The organism is Sphingopyxis sp. OPL5 (genome assembly GCF_003797775.2).
In the GTDB taxonomy this organism is placed as follows: domain Bacteria; phylum Pseudomonadota; class Alphaproteobacteria; order Sphingomonadales; family Sphingomonadaceae; genus Sphingopyxis.
The window spans coordinates 2,406,508-2,425,373 of the sequence record NZ_CP060725.1; the positions used below are offsets into that span (position 1 = coordinate 2,406,508).

Sequence of the window (18,866 nt, forward strand, 5' to 3'; positions counted from 1 at the left end):
TTGATACAGTGCCGTCCGGCACCCCGGTCGCATGCAGGCCGAACCCGCGCTTGCTCCTGATTTCAAGAGGATTTTCATGCCCCGTTTTCACCGCTTCGCCGTTGCCCTTGCCCTGTCGACCTCGCTCGTCGCCGCCGGCCCCGCACTCGCCAAGGCCAAGGCGGCCGACCCCGCGCCGATCGCCGACCTCGTCAAGGCGGTCGACATTCCGTATCAGGCGTTCACGCTCGACAATGGCCTGCGCGTCATCGTCCATGAGGACCGCAAGGCGCCGGTGATCGCGGTGTCGGTGTGGTACCGTGTCGGGTCGAAGCACGAACCCAAGGGCAAGACGGGCTTCGCGCATCTGTTCGAACATCTGATGTTCAACGGGTCGGAAAATTCGCCGGGCGATTTCTTCGAACCGCTGCAGCAGGTCGGCGCCACCGACGAGAATGGCACGACCAACGTCGACCGCACCAATTATTTCGAAACCGTCCCGACCGGCGCGCTCGACATGGCGCTGTTCCTCGAAAGCGACCGCATGGGGCATCTGCTCGGCGCGGTGACGCAGGAGAAGCTCGATAACCAGCGCGGCGTCGTCCAGAACGAAAAGCGCCAGGGGGACAACAATCCCTATGGCCTGCTGCGTTACGAGATTTTCGAGAATCTTTTCCCGACCGGCCATCCCTATCACCACAGCACGATCGGCTCGATGGGCGACCTCAATTCGGCAAGCCTCGACGACGTGAAAAAGTGGTTCACCGACAATTATGGCCCGAACAATGCGGTGCTGGTGCTCGCGGGCGACATCGACGTCGCGACCGCCAAGACCAAGGTGCAGCAGTGGTTTGGCGATATTCCCAAGGGTCCCGAAGTGAAGGCGCCGGCGACGTCGGTCCCGACGCTGCCCGCGCCGCTCGCCAAGGAGGTCAAGGACCTCGTCCCGACGACACGCATCTATCGCATGTGGGCGATTCCTGGCCTCAACGATGCCGACTCGATCCCGCTGCAGATGGCGATGTCGGTGCTCGGCGGGCTGTCGTCGTCGCGGCTCGACAATGCGCTGGTGCGCAAGGACCCGGTCGCGGTCAGCGTCTCGGCCTTCGCCCAGCCGTTCGAGGATGCCGGCATCCTGCTCGTCCAGGCCGATGTGAAGCCTGGCGTCGACACCGCCCTCGTCGGGCAGCGCCTTGACGAAGAGGTCGCCAAATTCCTCGCGAGCGGCCCGACCGCCGACGAGTTGCAGCGTGCGGCGGCGAGTTATCTGGGGTCGGCGATCTCGGGGCTCGAATCGGTCGGCGGCTTCGGCGGCAAGGCCGTCGCGCTCGCCGAGGGCGCGCTCTATTCGAACGATCCGGGCTATTACAAGGTCGAGCTCGACCGCATGGCGAAGGCGACCCCCGAGCAGGTGAAGGCGGTTGCCAACAAATGGCTGTCGCGCCCGGCCTTTTCGCTGACCTATGTTCCCGGCGAACGCACCGAGGGCGGCGAGAATCGCGGCGGTGCGGTAACCGGCAAGGTCACGGCGGCGGTCGAACCCGACCGCTATTGGAACCCCGCGCTCGGCGATGTCGGTCCCGACACCGGCTTCGGCACCTCGATCGCCGACCGGTCGCAACTGCCGGCGGTCGCCAACCTGACCGCGCTCGACTTCCCGACGATCGAACGCGCCAAGCTCAAGAATGGCATCGAGGTCGTCTTCGCCAAGCGCACGGCGGTGCCGACGGTCAATGTCGCGGTCAGCTTCGACGCCGGCTATGCCGCCGATCCGCATGACGCGCTGGGTACCCAGTCCCTGATGCTCAGCCTGATGGACGAGGGCACCAAGAGCCTCGATTCGATCGCCTTTGCCGAAGCCAAGGAGCGGCTCGGCGCACAGATCGACGGATCGGCCAACGCCGACGAAACGGTGTTCGAACTGTTCGCGCTGAAGCCGAACCTCGCGCCGTCGCTGACCCTGCTCGCCGACTATATCCGCAATCCCGCCTTCGACGCGAAGGAACTCGAGCGGGTGCGCGCGCAGCAGCTCAACCGGCTGAAGGCCGAACTCAACAATCCCAATGCGATCGCGTCGCGCGTGCTGATGCCGGTGCTGTACGGCGCCGACCATCCCTATGGCATTCCGCCGTCGGGCCTTGGCGATGCCAAGGCGGTGACCGCCGCGACGCAGGGCCAGCTGGCATCGTTCCATTCGACTTGGATTCGCCCGGACACGGCGCGCATCTTCGTCGTCGGCGACACGACGCTGAAGGAGGTGACTAGGCAGCTCGAAACCGCCTTCGGCAATTGGAAGGCGCCCGCGACGGCGAAGCCGACCAAGCATTTCGAGGTCGCGATCCCGGCGCCGCAGCCGCGCATCCTGCTCTTCGACCGCCCCAAATCGCCGCAGTCGGTGATTCTCGCGGGCAAGGTGCTCGATGCCAAAGGCACCGACAAGCTGGAGGTGCTGCGTTCGGCGAACGATATTTTCGGAGGCAGTTTCCTCTCGCGCTTCAACACCAATTTGCGCGAGACCAAGGGCTGGTCCTATGGCGTGCGGACCCGGGTTTCGAGCGACAAGGACCGGATCGCCTGGATCGCCGCGGCGCCGGTGCAGGCCGATCGCACCGGCGATTCGATCAAGGAACTGCAAAGCGACCTCAAATCCTTCCTCGGCGACAAGGGCGTCACCGCGGAAGAGTTGCAGCGCACGACCAACGGCAATGTCCGCGAACTGCCGGGCAGCTTCGAAACTTCGGGCGATGTGCTCGGCGGGCTGCGCGCGATCGTCAAATATGGCCGTCCGGACAATTATTACGAAACCCTGCCCGCGACCTATGAAGCGATGACGACCGCCGAGATCGACGGAGCGGCGCGCAAGGCGCTGAGCACCGAGGGCCTCGTCTATGTCGTCGTCGGCGATGCCGCGACGGTCAAACCACAGCTTGACGGATTGGGTCTGCCGGTGGAAACGGTGACTCTCGATAACTAACATCAGTTTCAGTAAGGAGAGCCCAGATGTCCCAAGTCGATGGCAGCTATGATTGCGTGACCAAGTCGCCGATGGGCGACCAGAAGTCGGTCTTCACCGTCACCAGCGACGGCGCGACCTTCACCGGCCAGAATGCCGGTGCGATGGGCGCGCTCGATGTGGAAAATGGCAAGGTCGATGGCAACAAGCTGACCTGGACCATGAACATGAAGGTGCCGATGCCGATGACGCTCGAAGCCGAAGCGACGATCGACGGTGACACGCTGACCGGCACGATCAAGGCCGGCCCTTTCGGTTCGATGGCGATGACCGGCACCCGCCAGGGCTGATCGCCGCAACGCCTGGAAACAGACGAAGGGCCGCCTCCACCCGGAGGCGGCCCTTTTCTTTGCATAGCTTTGCCGGGCCGGAGGGGGTGGCCAAACTGCGGGGGCGAGCGCATAGCGCTGCTGCAATGCACAATAATCCCTCCGCCCCCCCGCCCGAAACCGCGCGTCCCCTTCCCGGCCAACGCGAGATGGTTGTGATGATGGCGATGGTGATGGCGCTCAATGCGCTCGCCATCGACTCGATGCTTCCCGCCCTGCCCGCGATCGGCGAGGGGCTGGGGGTGACGGTCGCCAACGACCGGCAATATGTGATCTCGACCTATCTGCTCGGCATCGGCTTCGGTTCGCTCCTCTATGGTCCGCTGTCCGACCGCTTCGGGCGCAAGGGCGTGCTGGTGCCCGCGCTCTTTGCCTATGTCGCCTTTTCGATCGGCTGCGGTCTCGCGACCAGTTTTCCGATGCTGCTCACGCTGCGTTTCGGACATGGCGTCGTCAGCGCGGCGCTCGGCGTGATTGTCGTCGCGGTGATTCGCGATCTTTTTTCGGGCGATGCGATGGCCAAAAGGCTGTCGATGATCTTCCTCGTCTTCATGATCGTGCCCGCGATCGCGCCGACGATGGGCGCGGGGGTCGCCGCCGTCGCGGGCTGGCGTTCGATCTTCATCGTCCTCGCGGTGATGGGTGTCGTCATGCTGTTCTGGCTGCGGCGGCTGCCCGAAACGCTCGACCCCGCCGACGTCCGTCCGCTCGACCTGCGGACCATGATCGCGGGCTGGGCGACGGTGACGCGCCATCGCCGCGCCGCGGGTTACATGTTCGCATCGGGCATGATGCAGGGGTCGCTCTATGGCTATCTCAACAGCAGCGAACAGATCATCGCCGATGTGTTCCAGGCGCGAAACCTGTTTCCCTTGGTCTTCGCGTTCGTCGCGACCGGCATCGCGATCGCCAATTTTTCCAACGCGGCGATCGTCGAGCGTTTCGGGGCGCGGCGCGTGTCGCAATGCGCGGTCTTCGCCTTCATGGCGACAGCGAGCATACAGATATTGGTGGCGCTCAGCGGCGGTGAGACCTTGTGGATGTTCACCGCGCTGATGATGGTCAATGTCGGTCTGATCGGTTTTATCGGCAGCAATTTCGGCTCGATCGCGATGGAGGATTTCGGCCATATGGCCGGCGTGGCCTCCTCCTATCAGAGCTTTGCCAAGACTCTGCTCGCGGCGACGGTCGGCGCGCTGATCGGCCAGCAATATGACGGCACGACGCTGCCGCTCGCTTATGCCTTCCTGATGTCGGGGGTGTTGGGTCTGGCGCTGGTTTATTGGGCCGAGCGCGGCAAGCTGTTCACCCGGCCGGGAACGGCGCCGAAAAGTCCGTTCTGACAAAAGCGAAGGGACCGCCCCGGCATCGCCGGGACGGCCCCTTTCAATTCGATTCTGGCCGTTGGCGTCAGTTGATCGGCGCGTGCGGTTCCAGATCGTCCTCATGCACCTCGACGATACCGCGGCCAAGATGGCTGCGGCTGCGGCTGTAGAGGAAGTAGATCAGCAGGCCGATCGCACCCCAGATCGGCAGCACGAGCATCGCGTCGAGCGGCAGGTTGAAGAACAGGAACACCGTGCCGGCGATGGTGGCGGGGCCGATCAGCCACAGCGCGGGCGTCCTGAACGCACGCGGCGTGTCGGCGGCGGTCTTGCGCAGGATCATCACCGCGACGGCGACCATCATGAACGCATAGAGCGTGCCGGCATTGGCGATGTCGGCGAGCTTCCCGACCGGCAGGAAAGCGGCGGCGAAGGCCACAGCTGCACCGGTGATCGCGGTGATGATGTGCGGGGTCTTCCACTTGGGATGGACCTTGCTCCACGATTCGGGGAGCAGGCCGTCGCGGCTCATCACGAAAGCGACGCGGGTCTGGCCGAACAGCAGGATCAGGATGACCGACGGCAGCGCGACGAAGGCGGCGATACCGAGCATGTTGCCGACGCCCGACCAGCCGATCTGGCGCAGCACATGCGCGAGCGCTTCGTTCGAGCAGACGAGCGGCAGCTGGTCGGCGGCGAAGGTCGCGCACTGGCGTGCCAGTTCTTCCGAGCCGGCGGGGAAGGGGATGCCGTTCGGGCCCATGATCGGCTGACCACCGACGGTGCCGATCGCGCCGGCGGCGACGAGGATGTAGAAGACGGTGCAGAAGAGCAGCGAGCCGATCAGGCCGATCGGCACGTTGCGCTGCGGGTTCTTGGTTTCTTCGGCGGCGGTCGAGACCGCGTCGAAGCCGACATAGGCGAAGAAGATCGTCGCCGCCGCGCCAACCGCGCCGAGGCCCGAACCGAAGCCGCCGAAGACGCCGGCGGGCAGGAAGGGATTGAACTTGTCGGTCGAGAAATAGTCGCTGGGCAGCGTCAGCACGATGAAGGCGGTGAGTGCGGTGACCTTGATCGCGACGAGGATCGCGTTGACCCGCGCGCTTTCGGTCGTGCCGATCATCAGCAGCCAGGTGACGAGCAGGGCGATGACCACGGCGGGCAGGTTGATGAACCCGCCTTCGATCCCGCCGAGCGCCAGTGGCGCGCCGGCGAGGTAGGATGGCAGCTGTATCCCGAGGAACTCGTTCAATATCGTTCCGGTGAAATAGCCGGACCACCCGACCGACACCGCGGACGCTGCGACCGCATATTCGAGGACAAGGGCCCAGCCGACGGTCCAGGCGAGAACCTCGCCCATCGTCGCATAGGTGTAGGTATAGGCGGAACCCGCGACGGGGATCATCGCGGCGATTTCAGCGTAGCAGAGGGCGGCGACGATACAGATCAGCCCGGCGATGGCGAAGGCGAGCATCAGGCCTGGCCCGGCTTTTTGCGCGCCGGCCGAGGTCAGCACGAAAATGCCGGTGCCGATGACGCAGCCGATGCCGAACAGGGTGAGCTGAAAAGCACCGAGCGTTCGATGCAGCGACTTTTTCTCGGCGGTGGCCAAGATGGCGTCGAGCGGTTTGACGCGACCAAATATCATCCAAAATTCCCCTTTGGGACCCGGTGTGGGCCTCTCATGGCGGGGTAGAGTAAACGCTCCTCCCGTCAGCGCAACTTAATTTCACGGGGCCGAAAGACGGATTCGGGTGGGTCCAACCCGGTTTATCGCACCGTGAAACGCACGCGGTCGACCATGCGGCCGCCGGGGTCGACGAGCGCGAGCATATGACTGCCGGGGCGTGGTAAAATCTGTTGCCCGGCGTCGGCGTCGCCGAGCATCACCTTGTCGAGGATCAGGCGATAGCCGGTGACTTCGCCGCTGACCGCGATGCCGAGCCGCTGGCGATCGAGCGGGATGTCGGGGTCGAGTGCATAGACGCTGCCGCTGACCGGGCTGGTGATGCGCGGGCGCCGCGCGGCGGCGGGGGCGGCGGCCATTTCGGCCTGGCCGGTGCCGCGGATGAAATATTCGCGGCGCGGCGGCTCGCGGGTGCCGGGGAGCGCGATCTGGCGGGCCTCGACATCGGCGGGCATCGCGGGGGCCTTGCCGGGGTTTCCGGCGTGGAGCGCCATCATCACGTCGCGCCAGACGGGCGCGGCGCCCGAGGTGCCCGATACGGCGCGCATCGAATCGCCCTCGAGATTGCCGACCCACACCGCGACGGTGAAGCGGTCGGACCAGCCGATGCACCAATTGTCGCGCATGCCCTTTGACGTGCCGGTCTTCGCGGCGGCCCAGAAGGGGAGGCGGAGCGCGCTGTCGGCACCGAAGGCGTCGGTGCGGGCCGAGGCGTCGGCGAGGATGTCGCCGACGATGAAGGCGGCGGCGGGGGAGACGATGGCCCGCGGAACTTCACGATCATCGCGCATATCGACGAAGTGCACGGGGGACCAGTTGCCGTGATTTGCGAATGTTCTGAAGGCGTTGGCCTGTTCGACCAGCGAAACTTCGGCGGAACCCAGCGCCAGCGAAAATCCGTAATATTCGCCGTCCTCGACGAGGCCGTGATAGCCGAGCGCCCACAGGCGGTCGCGGAACTGCTGGACGTCGTCGATGAGCAGGGTGCGGACGGCGGGGACGTTTAGCGACGAGGCGAGCGCGTGGCGGACGCTGACCGGCCCCTTGAAGCTGTGGTCGTAATTCTTGGGGACGTAGAGCCCCGAGGCGGTGTCGAGCTGGACCGGGCTGTCGTCGAGGATCGACGCGGCGGTGAGCCAGCGATGCTCGATCACCTGCGCATAGAGATGTGGCTTGAGCGTCGAGCCGGCCTGACGCCGGGCGTTGGCGCCGTCGACCTGCGCCGCGGTCGATTTCAAACCGACGCCGCCGACATAGGCGAGGACGTCGCCGGTGGCGTTGTCGAGCACGACGACCGCGCCGTCGCGGACGCGGTCGGCACCGAGGCCCGCGAGCTGGCGCTTGAGCGCGACGATCGCGGCCTCCTGGATGCGGCGGTCGATCGTGGTGGTGACGCGCTTGCCGGGCTTGTCGAGCAGGCGGACCGCGAGGTGCGGCGCGAGCGCGGGGTCGAGCTGCCCGATGCGCTCGCCCGAGACGAGCGTCGCGGCGGCGCCGCGGATCGCGGTGCAGTCCTTCGCGCCCGCGACGCGGCAGGCGCGTTGCCCAAGCGTTTCGGCGCCTGCGGCGGGGTTGGGGAGCAGGCCGGCGAACAGCGCGGCGTCGGTGCGGTCCATGTCGGCGGGGCTTTTGCCGAACAAGGCGCGGGCGCCGGCGCCGATGCCCTGCGTCTCGCCGCGCAGGGGGACGAGGTTGAAATAGGCCTCGAGCATCTGCTCGCGCGTCCAGTGCGCGGCGAGGTCCTGCCCGGCGCGCATCTGGCGGATCTTGTTCAGCCAGCCGCGCTGGCCGGGGAGCGCGAGGTCGGGCGCGAGGAAACCCGCGAGCTGCATCGGTAGGGTCGAGGCGCCGCGCGAGCGGCCGCCGGTCCCCCCCCAGTTCAGGCGGGTTTTCGCGGCGCTGGCGATCGCGAGCCAGTCGACCCCGCCGTGCGACCAATAGCGCTTGTCCTCGCTCGCGACGACGGCATCGCGCACGGGCCTGGCGATGTCGGCGAGCGGCACCCACGCCATGCGGCGGCGTTCGAAATCGACACGCTCGCTGTCGAGCAGGCGGCCGTCGCGGTCGTAGAGCCAGGCTTCGCTGGGTTTCCAGTCGGCGCGGACGTCCTCGTAGTCGGGCATCGCGGGGGGCTTGGTGAGGAGGTGCGCGGCGGTGACGAGGATGAGCAGCGCGAGCGCGGTCCAGGCGAGGGCGTCGAACCAGCGCCGTTTGGGGGGGATGGGCCCAGTCATCGCCTTTGCGCGCAGTTGCAGGTCATTCCATCATTCACCTCGTCATTGCGAGCGAAGCGAAGCAATCCAGGGTGTGACAAGCCGCTCTGGATTGCTTCGCTCCGCTCGCAATGACGGAGTTTTGAAGGCGGGCGCCGAGGCCATCAATTCGCCGCAGCCGCCACGGTCAGCGGGGCGTTCGGCCACTGGCCGCGGATCGCGGGCGAGTACATCGCCTCGACGCGCGTCTGCGGCATGTTGAAGCGGCCCGAGCCATTGAGGCGCACGACATATTCGACCGCATGGGTGCCCGCGGGCATCCAGCCGAAGTAACCGCGCCAGCTGTCCTTGCCGCGTTCGACATAGCTCGGCCAGACGCCCTCGCCCCCGGCCTGCGCTGCGAGCATCTGCGACTGGCCGCCGAGATTGCCGACGATCGTCGCGCCCGGCGGGATCGGATCGTTGACCACGACCCAGGTCCGTCCGGCGGCGGCGATGACCTCGATCCGCACCTTGATCACGTCGCCGCGGACGAGGCGGTTCGGGTCGGCGGCCTTGACCACGCTGACCGAGCGCTTGATCCGGTAACCGGCGTTGAGCGGTTCCCTGAGCGGCACGGCGGCCTTGACGCTGACCACCGCCCAGGGCGTGCCGGTGCCCTGGTGTTGCAGCGCCATCTTGCCGGTGACGAGCGGCACGCGGAGCGGGCTGGTTGTATCAGGAAGCGGCCAGCTTTGCGCCGCGCTCGCGTCGGCGAGGCCGATCCGCGTGACGCCGGTGATCGCCGCGGCCGGATAGAGGGTGGCGAAGCGGCGGACGACGGTCGCACCCCAGGCGTTGGCGGGGGTGGTGTCCCAATGGCCCCTGCGTTGACGCTGCGCGACGCCGACCATCAGCTTGCCCGCGTCATCCTCCCAGCCCTTGCGGCCGAGCACCGCGTCGAGCGCCTTGATCGCCATTTCGTCGCCGCTGACCATCATCCACCAGGGCGCCTTGGCATCGTCGACTAGATCGACGCGGGTGCCTTCGTAGACGAGGCGCTTGCGCAGCTCGGCCTCGGCGGCGGTGCGCAGCGCCGGGGCGCCCCGCACGTTGGGGGTGCGTTCGATCGCGACCAGCCAGTCGGCGAGGGTGCCGGTGGCCATGTCGACCGGCGCCATGTCGATCGCCGCGACGAGCTTGGGGCTCGACGCATCGTTGCGGGCGAGCGCCGCCAGCGCGGCGACGCGGACCGGGCGGATGTCATAGGGGCCGTAACCCTTGCGGGTCAGGCGACCTTCGACGATCGCCTGCAGCGCTTTGATCATCTTAGCCTTCGAATCCTCGGGGATGGCGAAGCCGTTGGCGGCGGTCACCGCGAGCACATAGGCGGTCAGCTCGGGCGACCCTTCGAGCCGGTCGTTGGGCCAGTAACGCAGTAGCCCGTCCTTATCGAGATAGGTCGGGATCTCCCCCGCCAGCGCCTGCCAGCGGCCGACATCGCCGAGCGCGACGGCGCGAGATGTCGATTGTTCGAAGCAATTGTACGGGTAGACACCCATATAATCGCGCACGCCCGACAGCGGCGGAGCGAGGGTGCCCGCGAGCGCGATGTCGACATAACCGCCGGTGAGCGCGCCTTCGGGAATGCCGATCGGCAGGCTGGTGTCGGGGCCGACACGGAACAGGCTGGCGGCCCAGGTTTCGACCGGTACCGCGGGTTCGACGACCTGCTGGAAGACCAGCCGGTCGCGCGACTTGCCGCCCTTTGCCGATGCCTCGACGGTCCATTCGATCGGGCCGACGAGGTCGGGCGCGGTCATCTGCCAGCTGATCGGCACCGCGCCGCCCGCCGGGATGGTGACGGTGAGCGGCGGCGCGGTCGCGACGGCGGGCGACAGCGTCGCGGTCGCGGTGACCTCCATCGCCTTGTCGGTGCCGTTGCGCAACGTGAAGCGCGCGTCATAGGCGTCGCCGGTGCGGACGAGCTCGGGAAGCCCAGCGAAGACGCCGAGATCCTGCACGGTGCGGACGCTCGTCTCGCCGGTGCCGAAGAGCTGCGACCCGTCGGTCGCGATCGCGACGAGACGGAAGCCCGACAGATTGTCGCTCAGCGGTACGTCGACGGTGGCGCGGCCCTTGGCATCGAGCGGGACACGGCCCTTCCACAGCAGCACCGGACGGAAGTCCTCGCGGGTCAGGCCGCTGAGGTCGCCGCCGCCGCCGCCGCCCGGTTCGAGCGCCTTGCGGCCATAATGGCGTTTGCCGACGACCTGCATCTGCGCGGTCGAAGTCAGCACATCGAGGGTGCGTTCGCCCATCATCGCGTCGATCAGCTTCCAGCTTTCGTTCGGCGCGAGCTGGAGCAAAGCCTCATCGACCGCGGCGAAGGCGACGTCGGCATTGGCGGGCGCCTTGCCGTCGGGACCTTTGACTTCGATCGCGACCTTGGCGGTTTCGCGGACGGCGTAGGTCGCCTTGTCGGCCTTGACCTTGACGCCGAGCTGATGGCCTTCCCAGCCGACCTTGATCCGCGCGATACCCATGCGATAGCTGGGTTTGGCAAGGTCGACGAGCGCGGTCGCGGGGGCGCCCTCGCTATTTTCGATCTTGAAGCCCGCAGCGCGTTTCAGCTTGCGGAACCAGCTTTCGTCGCCGGTCACGCGGCCGCGCACCGCCATCACCGAGACATAGACATCGGGGGCGTAGCTGGCGGGCAGCTTGACGTCGACCACCGGGTTGGTGCCCTTGAGCGGCACGACGAAGCTCGACAGCACGCCCTCGCGTTCGACGGTGACCAATGCGGTCGCCTCGCGGAACGGCATGCGAACCTGGAAGCGCGCGGTGTCGCCCGCGGCGTAACGCGGCTTTTCGGCGATCACGTCCATGCGGTCGCCATTGTCGCCGCCGAACCACCAGTCGTCGTCGCCCGCGAGCCAGACCGAGCGCACGGCGCGCGCCTCGTTGCCGTCGGCGTCTTGCGTTGTCGCGACGACGGTAACCTCGCCCGAAATGCCGGGCGCCATCGCGCAGTGCGCGCGGCCGAGTTTGTCGGTCGATGCCGAGCAGGTCGCGTCGAGCCGCCGCGTGCGCATCTGGTTGTCATAGGCGTAGAAGCCGCCGATCAGGCGGCGCCGGGCGGTGATGATCTCGCGGCTGTAGACCGCCACCGAGACGCGCTGGCCCGACAGCGGCTTGCCGTCGAGGTCGAGCGCGATGAAATTGAGGCGCAGGTCGTTGTCGCGCATCAACCAGCCGTCGGTCTTGAGCCCGAGACGAACCGCCGAAGGGAAGAGGGTGATGCGGCGGCTGGAGGTCAACGTCTCGCCATTGGCGTCCTCATAATCCATCTCGACCGCCATTTGCGTCGGTTCGGTGATCGGCTGGTCGACCATGACGTTGGTCGTCGCGCTGCCGTTGGCGTCGAGGACGAGCGGCACCGAGCGCGCGAGCGGCAGGTCGGCGGCGGGTTCCTCACCGCTGTCGTCGAGCTGGATCGTGCCTTCCTTGACCGGCTGACCGTCGAAGTCCCAGTCGCGATAATCCTCGGGCGGCGACCAGCTGGGCGAGAAGCTGGTGCGCATCTCGACCGGCAGGTTGGGCGCGGGGCCGCCCGACAGATAGCCGACGAACAGCGACAGCGGGATTTGCGTCGGGCGCACCGGCGGCAGTTTCGGCCCGGTGACGGTCGCCTTCATCGTCGGCAGGCGATATTCGTCGACCTTGATCGATTGCGACGACCAGATCGTCTTGTCCTCGCCGTCCTTATCCTTGGTGACGAAGACGAGGTCGTAATCGCCCATCGGCGCCGAGGCGGGGACGTTCCAGACATTCTCGCCGCTGCCCGACGCGTCGATGCTGAACGACATGGTGAATTCGGTGTCCGAGCCGCGGTGAACGAGGCGCAGCTTGCCCGCGATCGGTTTGGGCGCGGCGAAGCCGGTGCCGACCGGGCGGCGCAGGACATGCTTCATGTTGACGCTCTCGCCCGCCTTGACCAGCGCGCGGTCGAAGATGGTGTGGAGGATGTCGTCGCGTTCGGACCAGCCATAGGGCAGGTCGAAGTCATAGGGGCGGATGCCGTCGCCCCAGTCGGTGAGGGTGAAGCTGAAATCGTCGCCGCTGCGCGCGCTGACCATCAGCGCATGGCCCTCGCTGACCGCCATGTCGGGCTTTTCTTCGCAGCTCGCATAGGTTTCGGGTTGCGGCAGGCCGTTCGGGAAGGCGAGGCGGCCCGCCTTGTCGGCGGTGCCGCGCGCGAGCTGGCGCCCGGTGCAGCTGTCGGTGACGCGGATTTCGGCGCCGGGGACGGGCAGGCCGGTGTCGAGCGACGTCACCCAGGCGAGCGAATTTTCGCGGCCCCATTTGAAATGCACCGCCATGTTGGTGACGAGCGCGGCGGTCGCGACATAACGGGTGGACTTGCGGCCGAGCAGCGCGGCGCCGAGTTCGGGGCTGGCGATCTCGACGACATGGAAACCCTTTTCACCGAGCGGGATGCCGACGACCTCGAACTCCTTGCCGCCGGCGGGCGGGCTCAGCGTCATGTCGCGGCGCTCGCCCCCCGCAGGAGCGCCGTCGAACACCGACTTGCTGCCGGTGTAGTTGACGGTGACTTCCTTGCCGGTCGCGTCGCGTTCGTCGCGATAATCGCTGTTGTCGGCCTCGTCGACGCGCTTCAGCCAGCGGGCGATCGCGGCATCGTCGTCGCCGACCTTCAGTATATTGGCGGGCATCTTGAGATTCGCCTGGACCAGCGAAGCCTCGACCCCGCGCACGGTGACGGGCAGCACGCCGCCCTCGCCGGCCTCGAGGATGCCGAATTCGGCGGCGAACTTGACCAGCGGCGGGGCGCGGTCGATGTGGAATTTCAACGGGAAATTCGACTGGTTCTGCAGCTTGCGGCCGCTCTGGTCGGTGACGTCGGCGGGCAGGATCAGCGTCGCGTCGACATTCTGCGGCAACGGCCCCTTGAAGCGGACATAGGTGACGTGCGCGTCATTCTTGTCGTCGTCGTCGACGCGCGCGGTGAGGCGCTTGCCGTCGGCGGTGGTGAGCGTCGCGGCGAGCGCGGTGTCGCGCGCGACCGGCGAGGCGAAGCTGAGCGTGATGTCCTTGATCGGGTTGCAGCCCGCCTGCGGATTGATCCGGCTGCACGACATTTTCGCGGTGAAGGCGGGGCGGACGTCATAATCGAAGCGCTGGTCGCGGCCGGCGGTGCGGCTCGGCGCACCCGCCTGCTGGATGCGCGCGTCCCAGACGAGCGCCATCTCGCGGCCGGGGGGCAGCGGGCGGCGGCATTTGACGGGCACGATGCGTTCGAGCGCGGCGGCGCGGTCGGGGCCCGCGGCGAGCCGCAGCGGGAGATTGCCATTATAGGCGAATTCCTGGCGGTCCCAATTGTTGTTGCCGAGGCCGTCGAGGATTTCGCTCGCCGTGTCGGACCCCAGCACGTCGACCGGAATCTTCTCGCCGATGCCGTCGACCGCGCAATAGGCGAAGCGGCCGACCGAGGCGCGGTCGGCGGCGACATTGGTCGCGACGAGGAAGATCTGATCCTCTTCAACCCCATCGTAAGTGCCGCCGACGAGCACCGCGCGCGCCGAGGGGCCGCCGCTGTCGATCTCGAAACGGCTGTTGCCGCCGACCGAAACGCCGCTTGCCGTCTTGAGCGTCGGGAGCAGCTCGACGTGGCAGCTCATGCCGCCGGGCAGCGATTTTTCGAATTCGAGCACCCAGGTGCGCGTGTCGACCCAGCGGCCGGTCGCGGGCAGCTTGCAGTCGTTGGTCGCCGGGGCCTTGGCGCGCGGATCGCCCAGCGGCACGATGTCTTCGGAAAAGCGCAGCGTGAAGCGGCTGATCGTGCCGTCGCCGGTGCCGGCGCTGCCGGGGGTGGCGAGGATGACCTGCGGGATGGTGTCGCCGCTCGCGGCGGCGACCGCCATGGCGAGCGGGAGCATCAGCGCGAGGCGGGCCTTCGCCGCGAATCGCACCCCGAGTCCTTGCCAAAAACGCGCCATCGCTGCCTCCCAAAGACCCATCGTCTTATGTGCCGAAACGCGGGCGAATAGTCAACGGTTCACCGACGAAATGAAACGGTTCGTCGCAGATTTTGCCGCGATGAAGCGTTTGGCCGACTCAGCGGACCAGCATCGGACCCAATTTTTGTCCTGCAAAAATATGGACATGCAGATGCGGAACCTCCTGATGGCTGTCGAAGCCGACATTGGCGAGCAGGCGATAGCCCGGTGCGACGAGGCCCGCATCGCGCGCGACCGTGCCGACCGCGCGGATAAAGCCCGCGATTTCGGCGTCGCTGCCGCGCGCGGAGAAATCGTCCCAGCTGACATAGGGGCCCTTGGGGATGACGAGGATGTGCAGCGGCGCCTGCGGGTTGATGTCGTGGAAGGCGAGGCTGAAGTCGTCTTCATGGACTTTCGTGCACGGCAGCTCGCCGCGCAGGATGCGCGCGAAGATGTTGGTCTCGTCATATGGGAGGGTGGCGTCGATCGGCATGGAGAGCTCCTAGCGGGGGCGGGCGGCCTTTTCGGCGTGGCCCGAGGTGCCGTGGCGGCGGGTGAGTTCGGTCGCGATGGCGTCCCAGCCGAGGCCGCGGTCGGCGAGCAGGATCGCGAGATGGAAGAGGAGGTCGCTTGCTTCGCCGACCAGCGCGCTGTCGTCCTCGCTGACCGCCGCGATCACGGTTTCGACCGCCTCCTCGCCCAGCTTTTGCGCGATCTTGCGGCGCCCCTTGGCGGCGAGGCTGGCGACATAGCTGGCTTCGGCGTCGCCCGCGGCGAGCCGCGCTTTCACCACCGCCTCGAGCTGATTTAGTGCTTCGCCGATCGCCATCAAATGATCCCCTGTCTGCGCGCCGTGCCTAGCGATGGAATAGCCGCTGGACAAGGCGCGCCGGCTCCGGTCAAAGGCCGCATGGCCGAGGTCAAGCTCCATCCCGACTGGCTCGCCCGCATCGGCGGCGAGTTCGATTTGCCCTATATGGCGCAGCTGAAGGCGTATCTCGCCGCCGAGCGCGCGAAGGGCAAGACCATCTATCCCAAGCCGCGCGACTGGTTCGCGGCATTGGACGCGACGCCGCCAAGGCAAGTCCGCGTCGTGATATTGGGGCAGGACCCCTATCATGGACCCGGCCAGGCGCATGGCCTGTGCTTTTCGGTCCAGCCGGGGGTGCGGACGCCGCCGAGCCTCGTCAACATCTACAAGGAGATGCGCGACGACCTCGGCATCGCGCCGGCGCGGCACGGCTATCTGGGGAGCTGGGCGGAACAGGGCGTGTTGCTGCTCAACGCCGTGCTGACCGTCGAGGCGGGGCAGGCGGCGTCGCACCAAAAGCGCGGGTGGGAGCGTTTCACCGACGCCGCGGTTGCCGCGGTCGCCGCCGATCCGGCGCCGAAGGTCTTCATCCTGTGGGGCAGCCATGCGCAGAAAAAGGCGGCGAATGTCGCGGGGCTCGGCGCGGGCGGCCCGCACCTGATCCTGCGCGCGCCGCACCCGTCGCCGCTGTCGGCGCACAACGGCTTTTTCGGGTCGAAGCCGTTCAGCCAGGCCAATGCGTTCCTCGCCGCCCATGGGCGCGGGACGATCGACTGGCAATTGCCCGAGACGCCCCCCGAGACGTCCGCCGAATGAGCATCTTGGCCGATCCGGTGACGCTGGCGATCCTGATCGTCGCGGTGATCCTGCTCGGCATGGCGAAGGGCGGGCTCGCCGGGGTCGGCGCGCTCGCGACGCCGCTCGCGGCGCTGGTGTTGCCGCCCGCGACCGCCGCGGCGCTGCTGCTGCCGATCCTGATCGTGCAGGATGTCGTCAGCGTCTGGGCGTTTCGCCAGACCTGGGACGGGTGGATCATCGGCTGGATGTTGCCCGGTGCGGCGGTCGGGGTGGCGGCGGGATGGTATTATGCCGAGCGCGTCGACGAAGCGCAGCTGATGGCGGCGCTGGGGGCGATCACGCTGGCGTTCGGGCTGTACCGGCTGTGGGTCGAACGGGGCGGGCGTATCGTCGCGGCGTCGCAGTCGCCGGGCTGGGTCGGCACGCTGTTCGGGACGGCGATGGGGTTCGTCAGCCAGATCGCGCATGCCGGCGGTCCGCCGTTCCAGATGTGGGTGACCCCGCGCAAGCTGCCGCACCTGACCTTCATCGGCACCAGCGCGATCCTGTTCGCGATCGTCAACTGGATGAAGGTGCCCGCATACCTGGCTTTGGGTGCCTTTCCGCACGAGGTGGTGGTCGCGGCGCTGCTGTTGATGCCACTGGCCATCGTCAGCACGCTGCTCACGGTGCGTTGGCTCAAGCGGATGGATCCGGCGCGCTTCTATGTCGTGATCTATGCGCTGATGGTGCTGCTCGGCGCGAAATTGCTGTGGGACGGGGTCCACGGATGACCGCGCGCGCCGGAAACAGGCGACGCGCGGGCGTCTTGCGCCTAGGGTCGTGGGCGACGGGCACAGGCGTCCGCCGCCTCCAAGGTATTGACCATGGCCAAGAGCCAGAAGAAATCGAGCCGCGAAACCCGCAAACCCAAGGCCGAAAAGCCGAAAAAGCCCAACGCCAGCAACCCGTCGACCAAGACCGGGGTGGTCGCCGGACTCGACAATATGAAAAAATAAGGCCGCGGCACCGGCGGGTGGGGGCGGCGCGATGACGTCGCCCGTCATCCTCGTCGACGCCGATGCCTGTCCGGTAAAGGACGAAATCTACCGTGTCGCCTGGCGGCACGAGGTTGCGGTCAAGGTCGTCAGCAACAGCCGCTTGCGCGTACCCGACCATCCGCTGATCGAGCGCATTACCGTGTCGGACGGCTTCGACGCCGCCGACGACTGGATCGCCGAGGCGGCGACGCCGCGCAGCATCGTCGTCACGTCGGACATATTGCTCGCCGACCGGGCGCTGAAGACGGGAGCGACGGTGCTCGCGCCGACGGGCAAGCCCTTCACGCTTGCATCGATCGGCCCGGCGATCGCGACGCGCGCGATCATGGCCGACCTGCGCGCCGGGATGGGCGACGGCATGGGCGGACCGCCGCCTTTTTCGAAAGCCGATCGTTCGGCCTTCCTCCAGGCGCTCGACACCGCGCTGGTGAAGCTCAAGCGCGGCTGATTCGCGGCGCGGGTTCGCCGGCGAAGAAGCATCCGAAGATTTTCCTTCTTCCTTTCCAAAGCGTTGTGAACATTTTTCGGGGCCAGTGATGTGCATCACGGCCGGCCGCCGCGCGCGCCGCGATAAGCCGGTCATCGGGAACGCCCCGAGCCAGTTTTGAAACACGACACCCAAGTTCGACCCCGTTCGAAAGGAATATAAGATGACCAAGACCCTGATCCTCGCCCCTGTTCTCGCGCTCACCGTCGCCCTCTCGGCGACCCCGGCGATGGCGCAGTCGGCGCAGCCCGCCGCCGGCGGCATGACGATTTCGAACGGCCCGGTGAACGCGCTGATCGGCCTGCTGCTCCCCGCGGTGCAGAAAGTCCGCGAAGCCGCCGCCCGCATCCGGTGACACCCCCAGGACCCGGCCGGCAATTGGGCCGGCCGGGGGCAGGCTATCCGGCCCGCCCGGAGCGGGCCGTCACCAGAATATTTTCGTCCCCGGTCCGGCCCTCCGCCCGGTCCGGGTCCAAGGAAGCCCTTCCGCCGACGCGACCCCGGCGGGAGGGCTTTTCCTTGCATGGCCTCGCTCGACCCGGTCCGCCCCCGTCTGTTCCCCGGCCTCGCGAGGTTCGCCGCCGAGGAAGCGAAGCGCTTCGCGCGGCGCGACGCGCATGGGGTTGTGGTCGTTTATGTGACGGGGTGGGCGTTTGGTGGGGAACCTGTCGCGGTTGCTGGCGACCGAGAGTGGACTTCGCGCTCCCCTCCCCAGAAAGGGAGGGGAGCGTCTTATCCCACCCCAATGCCGCTGTTGACCCCGTCGGCTTGACCCTCGCCGTCAACGCTATCATTCTCGGCCCATGCCCCGGCTCTACACCAGCTTCGCGACCTTCTGGCCCTTTTACCTGCGCGAGCACAGCAAGGCGTCGACGCGCGCGCTCCATTATGTCGGGACCAGCCTGGTCGTGCTGATCGCCATCGCCGCGGTCGTCACCGGGCGCTGGATGGGGCTGGTCGCGCTGCCGCTGGCGGGCTATTTCTTTGCGTGGATCGCGCATTATGGGGTCGAGAAGAACCGGCCGGCGACCTTCACCTATCCGCTGTGGAGCCTCGCCGCCGATTTCCGGATGTGGGCGCTGTGGCTGACCGGACGATTGGGACCCGAACTCGACAAGGCGGGGGTGGTGCGGCCGCGCCGCTGAAGGGTCATCATCCTATAATCGCGGACGATCTTGCGGT

General features: G+C 67.2%; 14 protein-coding genes. 9 read left to right on the top strand and 5 right to left on the bottom strand.

Annotation, left to right across the window (positions count from 1 at the left end; translation table 11 throughout):
- The first annotated feature begins 76 nt into the window (after positions 1-76).
- The 3 genes from EEB18_RS11450 to EEB18_RS11460 all read left to right on the top strand — a co-directional run bounded on the left by EEB18_RS11450 (position 77) and on the right by EEB18_RS11460 (position 4,664).
- Positions 77-2,953 (top strand): M16 family metallopeptidase, encoded by a 2,877-nt coding sequence (locus EEB18_RS11450; RefSeq protein WP_187142002.1) that lies wholly within the window; start codon positions 77-79, stop codon positions 2,951-2,953.
- A 26-nt stretch (positions 2,954-2,979) separates the two neighbouring features.
- Positions 2,980-3,282 (top strand): hypothetical protein, encoded by a 303-nt coding sequence (locus EEB18_RS11455; RefSeq protein WP_056342353.1) that lies wholly within the window; start codon positions 2,980-2,982, stop codon positions 3,280-3,282.
- 188 nt (positions 3,283-3,470) lie between these two features.
- Positions 3,471-4,664 (top strand): multidrug effflux MFS transporter, encoded by a 1,194-nt coding sequence (locus EEB18_RS11460; protein WP_235535531.1) that lies wholly within the window; start codon positions 3,471-3,473, stop codon positions 4,662-4,664.
- Positions 4,665-4,731: 67 nt separating this feature from the next.
- On the opposite strand, the gene EEB18_RS11465 is transcribed toward EEB18_RS11460, so the two are convergent.
- The 5 genes from EEB18_RS11465 to EEB18_RS11485 form a co-directional block, all read right to left on the bottom strand.
- On the bottom strand, positions 4,732-6,294 hold the full coding sequence (locus EEB18_RS11465; RefSeq protein WP_056342360.1) for an amino acid permease: 1,563 nt from the start codon (positions 6,292-6,294) through the stop codon (positions 4,732-4,734).
- Positions 6,295-6,416: 122 nt separating this feature from the next.
- Positions 6,417-8,567 (bottom strand): transglycosylase domain-containing protein, encoded by a 2,151-nt coding sequence (locus EEB18_RS11470; protein WP_187142001.1) that lies wholly within the window; start codon positions 8,565-8,567, stop codon positions 6,417-6,419.
- 143 nt (positions 8,568-8,710) lie between these two features.
- Complete coding sequence (locus EEB18_RS11475) at positions 8,711-14,545, bottom strand: alpha-2-macroglobulin family protein (RefSeq protein ID WP_187142000.1); 5,835 nt, start codon at positions 14,543-14,545, stop codon at positions 8,711-8,713.
- A gap of 118 nt (positions 14,546-14,663) precedes the next feature.
- Complete coding sequence (locus tag EEB18_RS11480) at positions 14,664-15,041, bottom strand: histidine triad nucleotide-binding protein (protein ID WP_187141999.1); 378 nt, start codon at positions 15,039-15,041, stop codon at positions 14,664-14,666.
- Positions 15,042-15,050: 9 nt separating this feature from the next.
- Positions 15,051-15,377 carry a phosphoribosyl-ATP diphosphatase gene (locus tag EEB18_RS11485; protein ID WP_187141998.1) on the bottom strand — a complete coding sequence of 109 codons (327 nt, stop codon included), beginning with the start codon at positions 15,375-15,377 and terminating at the stop codon, positions 15,051-15,053.
- An 81-nt stretch (positions 15,378-15,458) separates the two neighbouring features.
- Between EEB18_RS11485 and ung the strand changes: the two genes are divergently transcribed.
- The 6 genes from ung (at position 15,459) to EEB18_RS11510 (ending at position 18,829) form a co-directional block, all read left to right on the top strand.
- Positions 15,459-16,175 carry a uracil-DNA glycosylase gene (gene ung, locus EEB18_RS11490; protein WP_187141997.1) on the top strand — a complete coding sequence of 239 codons (717 nt, stop codon included), beginning with the start codon at positions 15,459-15,461 and terminating at the stop codon, positions 16,173-16,175.
- A complete protein-coding gene (locus EEB18_RS11495; RefSeq protein WP_187141996.1) occupies positions 16,172-16,930 on the top strand; it encodes a sulfite exporter TauE/SafE family protein in 759 nt (252 codons plus the stop codon). The genes ung and EEB18_RS11495 overlap by 4 nt, the downstream gene beginning before the upstream one ends.
- A 93-nt stretch (positions 16,931-17,023) precedes the next feature.
- The gene (locus EEB18_RS22715; protein WP_262407904.1) at positions 17,024-17,155 is read left to right on the top strand and encodes a hypothetical protein; all 132 of its coding nucleotides are present in this window, start codon (positions 17,024-17,026) and stop codon (positions 17,153-17,155) included.
- A gap of 31 nt (positions 17,156-17,186) precedes the next feature.
- Positions 17,187-17,645, top strand: coding sequence for a YaiI/YqxD family protein (locus tag EEB18_RS11500; RefSeq protein ID WP_187141995.1), 459 nt, complete (start codon positions 17,187-17,189; stop codon positions 17,643-17,645).
- 202 nt (positions 17,646-17,847) lie between these two features.
- Positions 17,848-18,039 carry a hypothetical protein gene (locus EEB18_RS11505; protein ID WP_056342384.1) on the top strand — a complete coding sequence of 64 codons (192 nt, stop codon included), beginning with the start codon at positions 17,848-17,850 and terminating at the stop codon, positions 18,037-18,039.
- 448 nt (positions 18,040-18,487) lie between these two features.
- Complete coding sequence (locus EEB18_RS11510) at positions 18,488-18,829, top strand: DUF962 domain-containing protein (RefSeq protein ID WP_187141994.1); 342 nt, start codon at positions 18,488-18,490, stop codon at positions 18,827-18,829.
- The last annotated feature ends 37 nt before the right edge of the window (positions 18,830-18,866 follow it).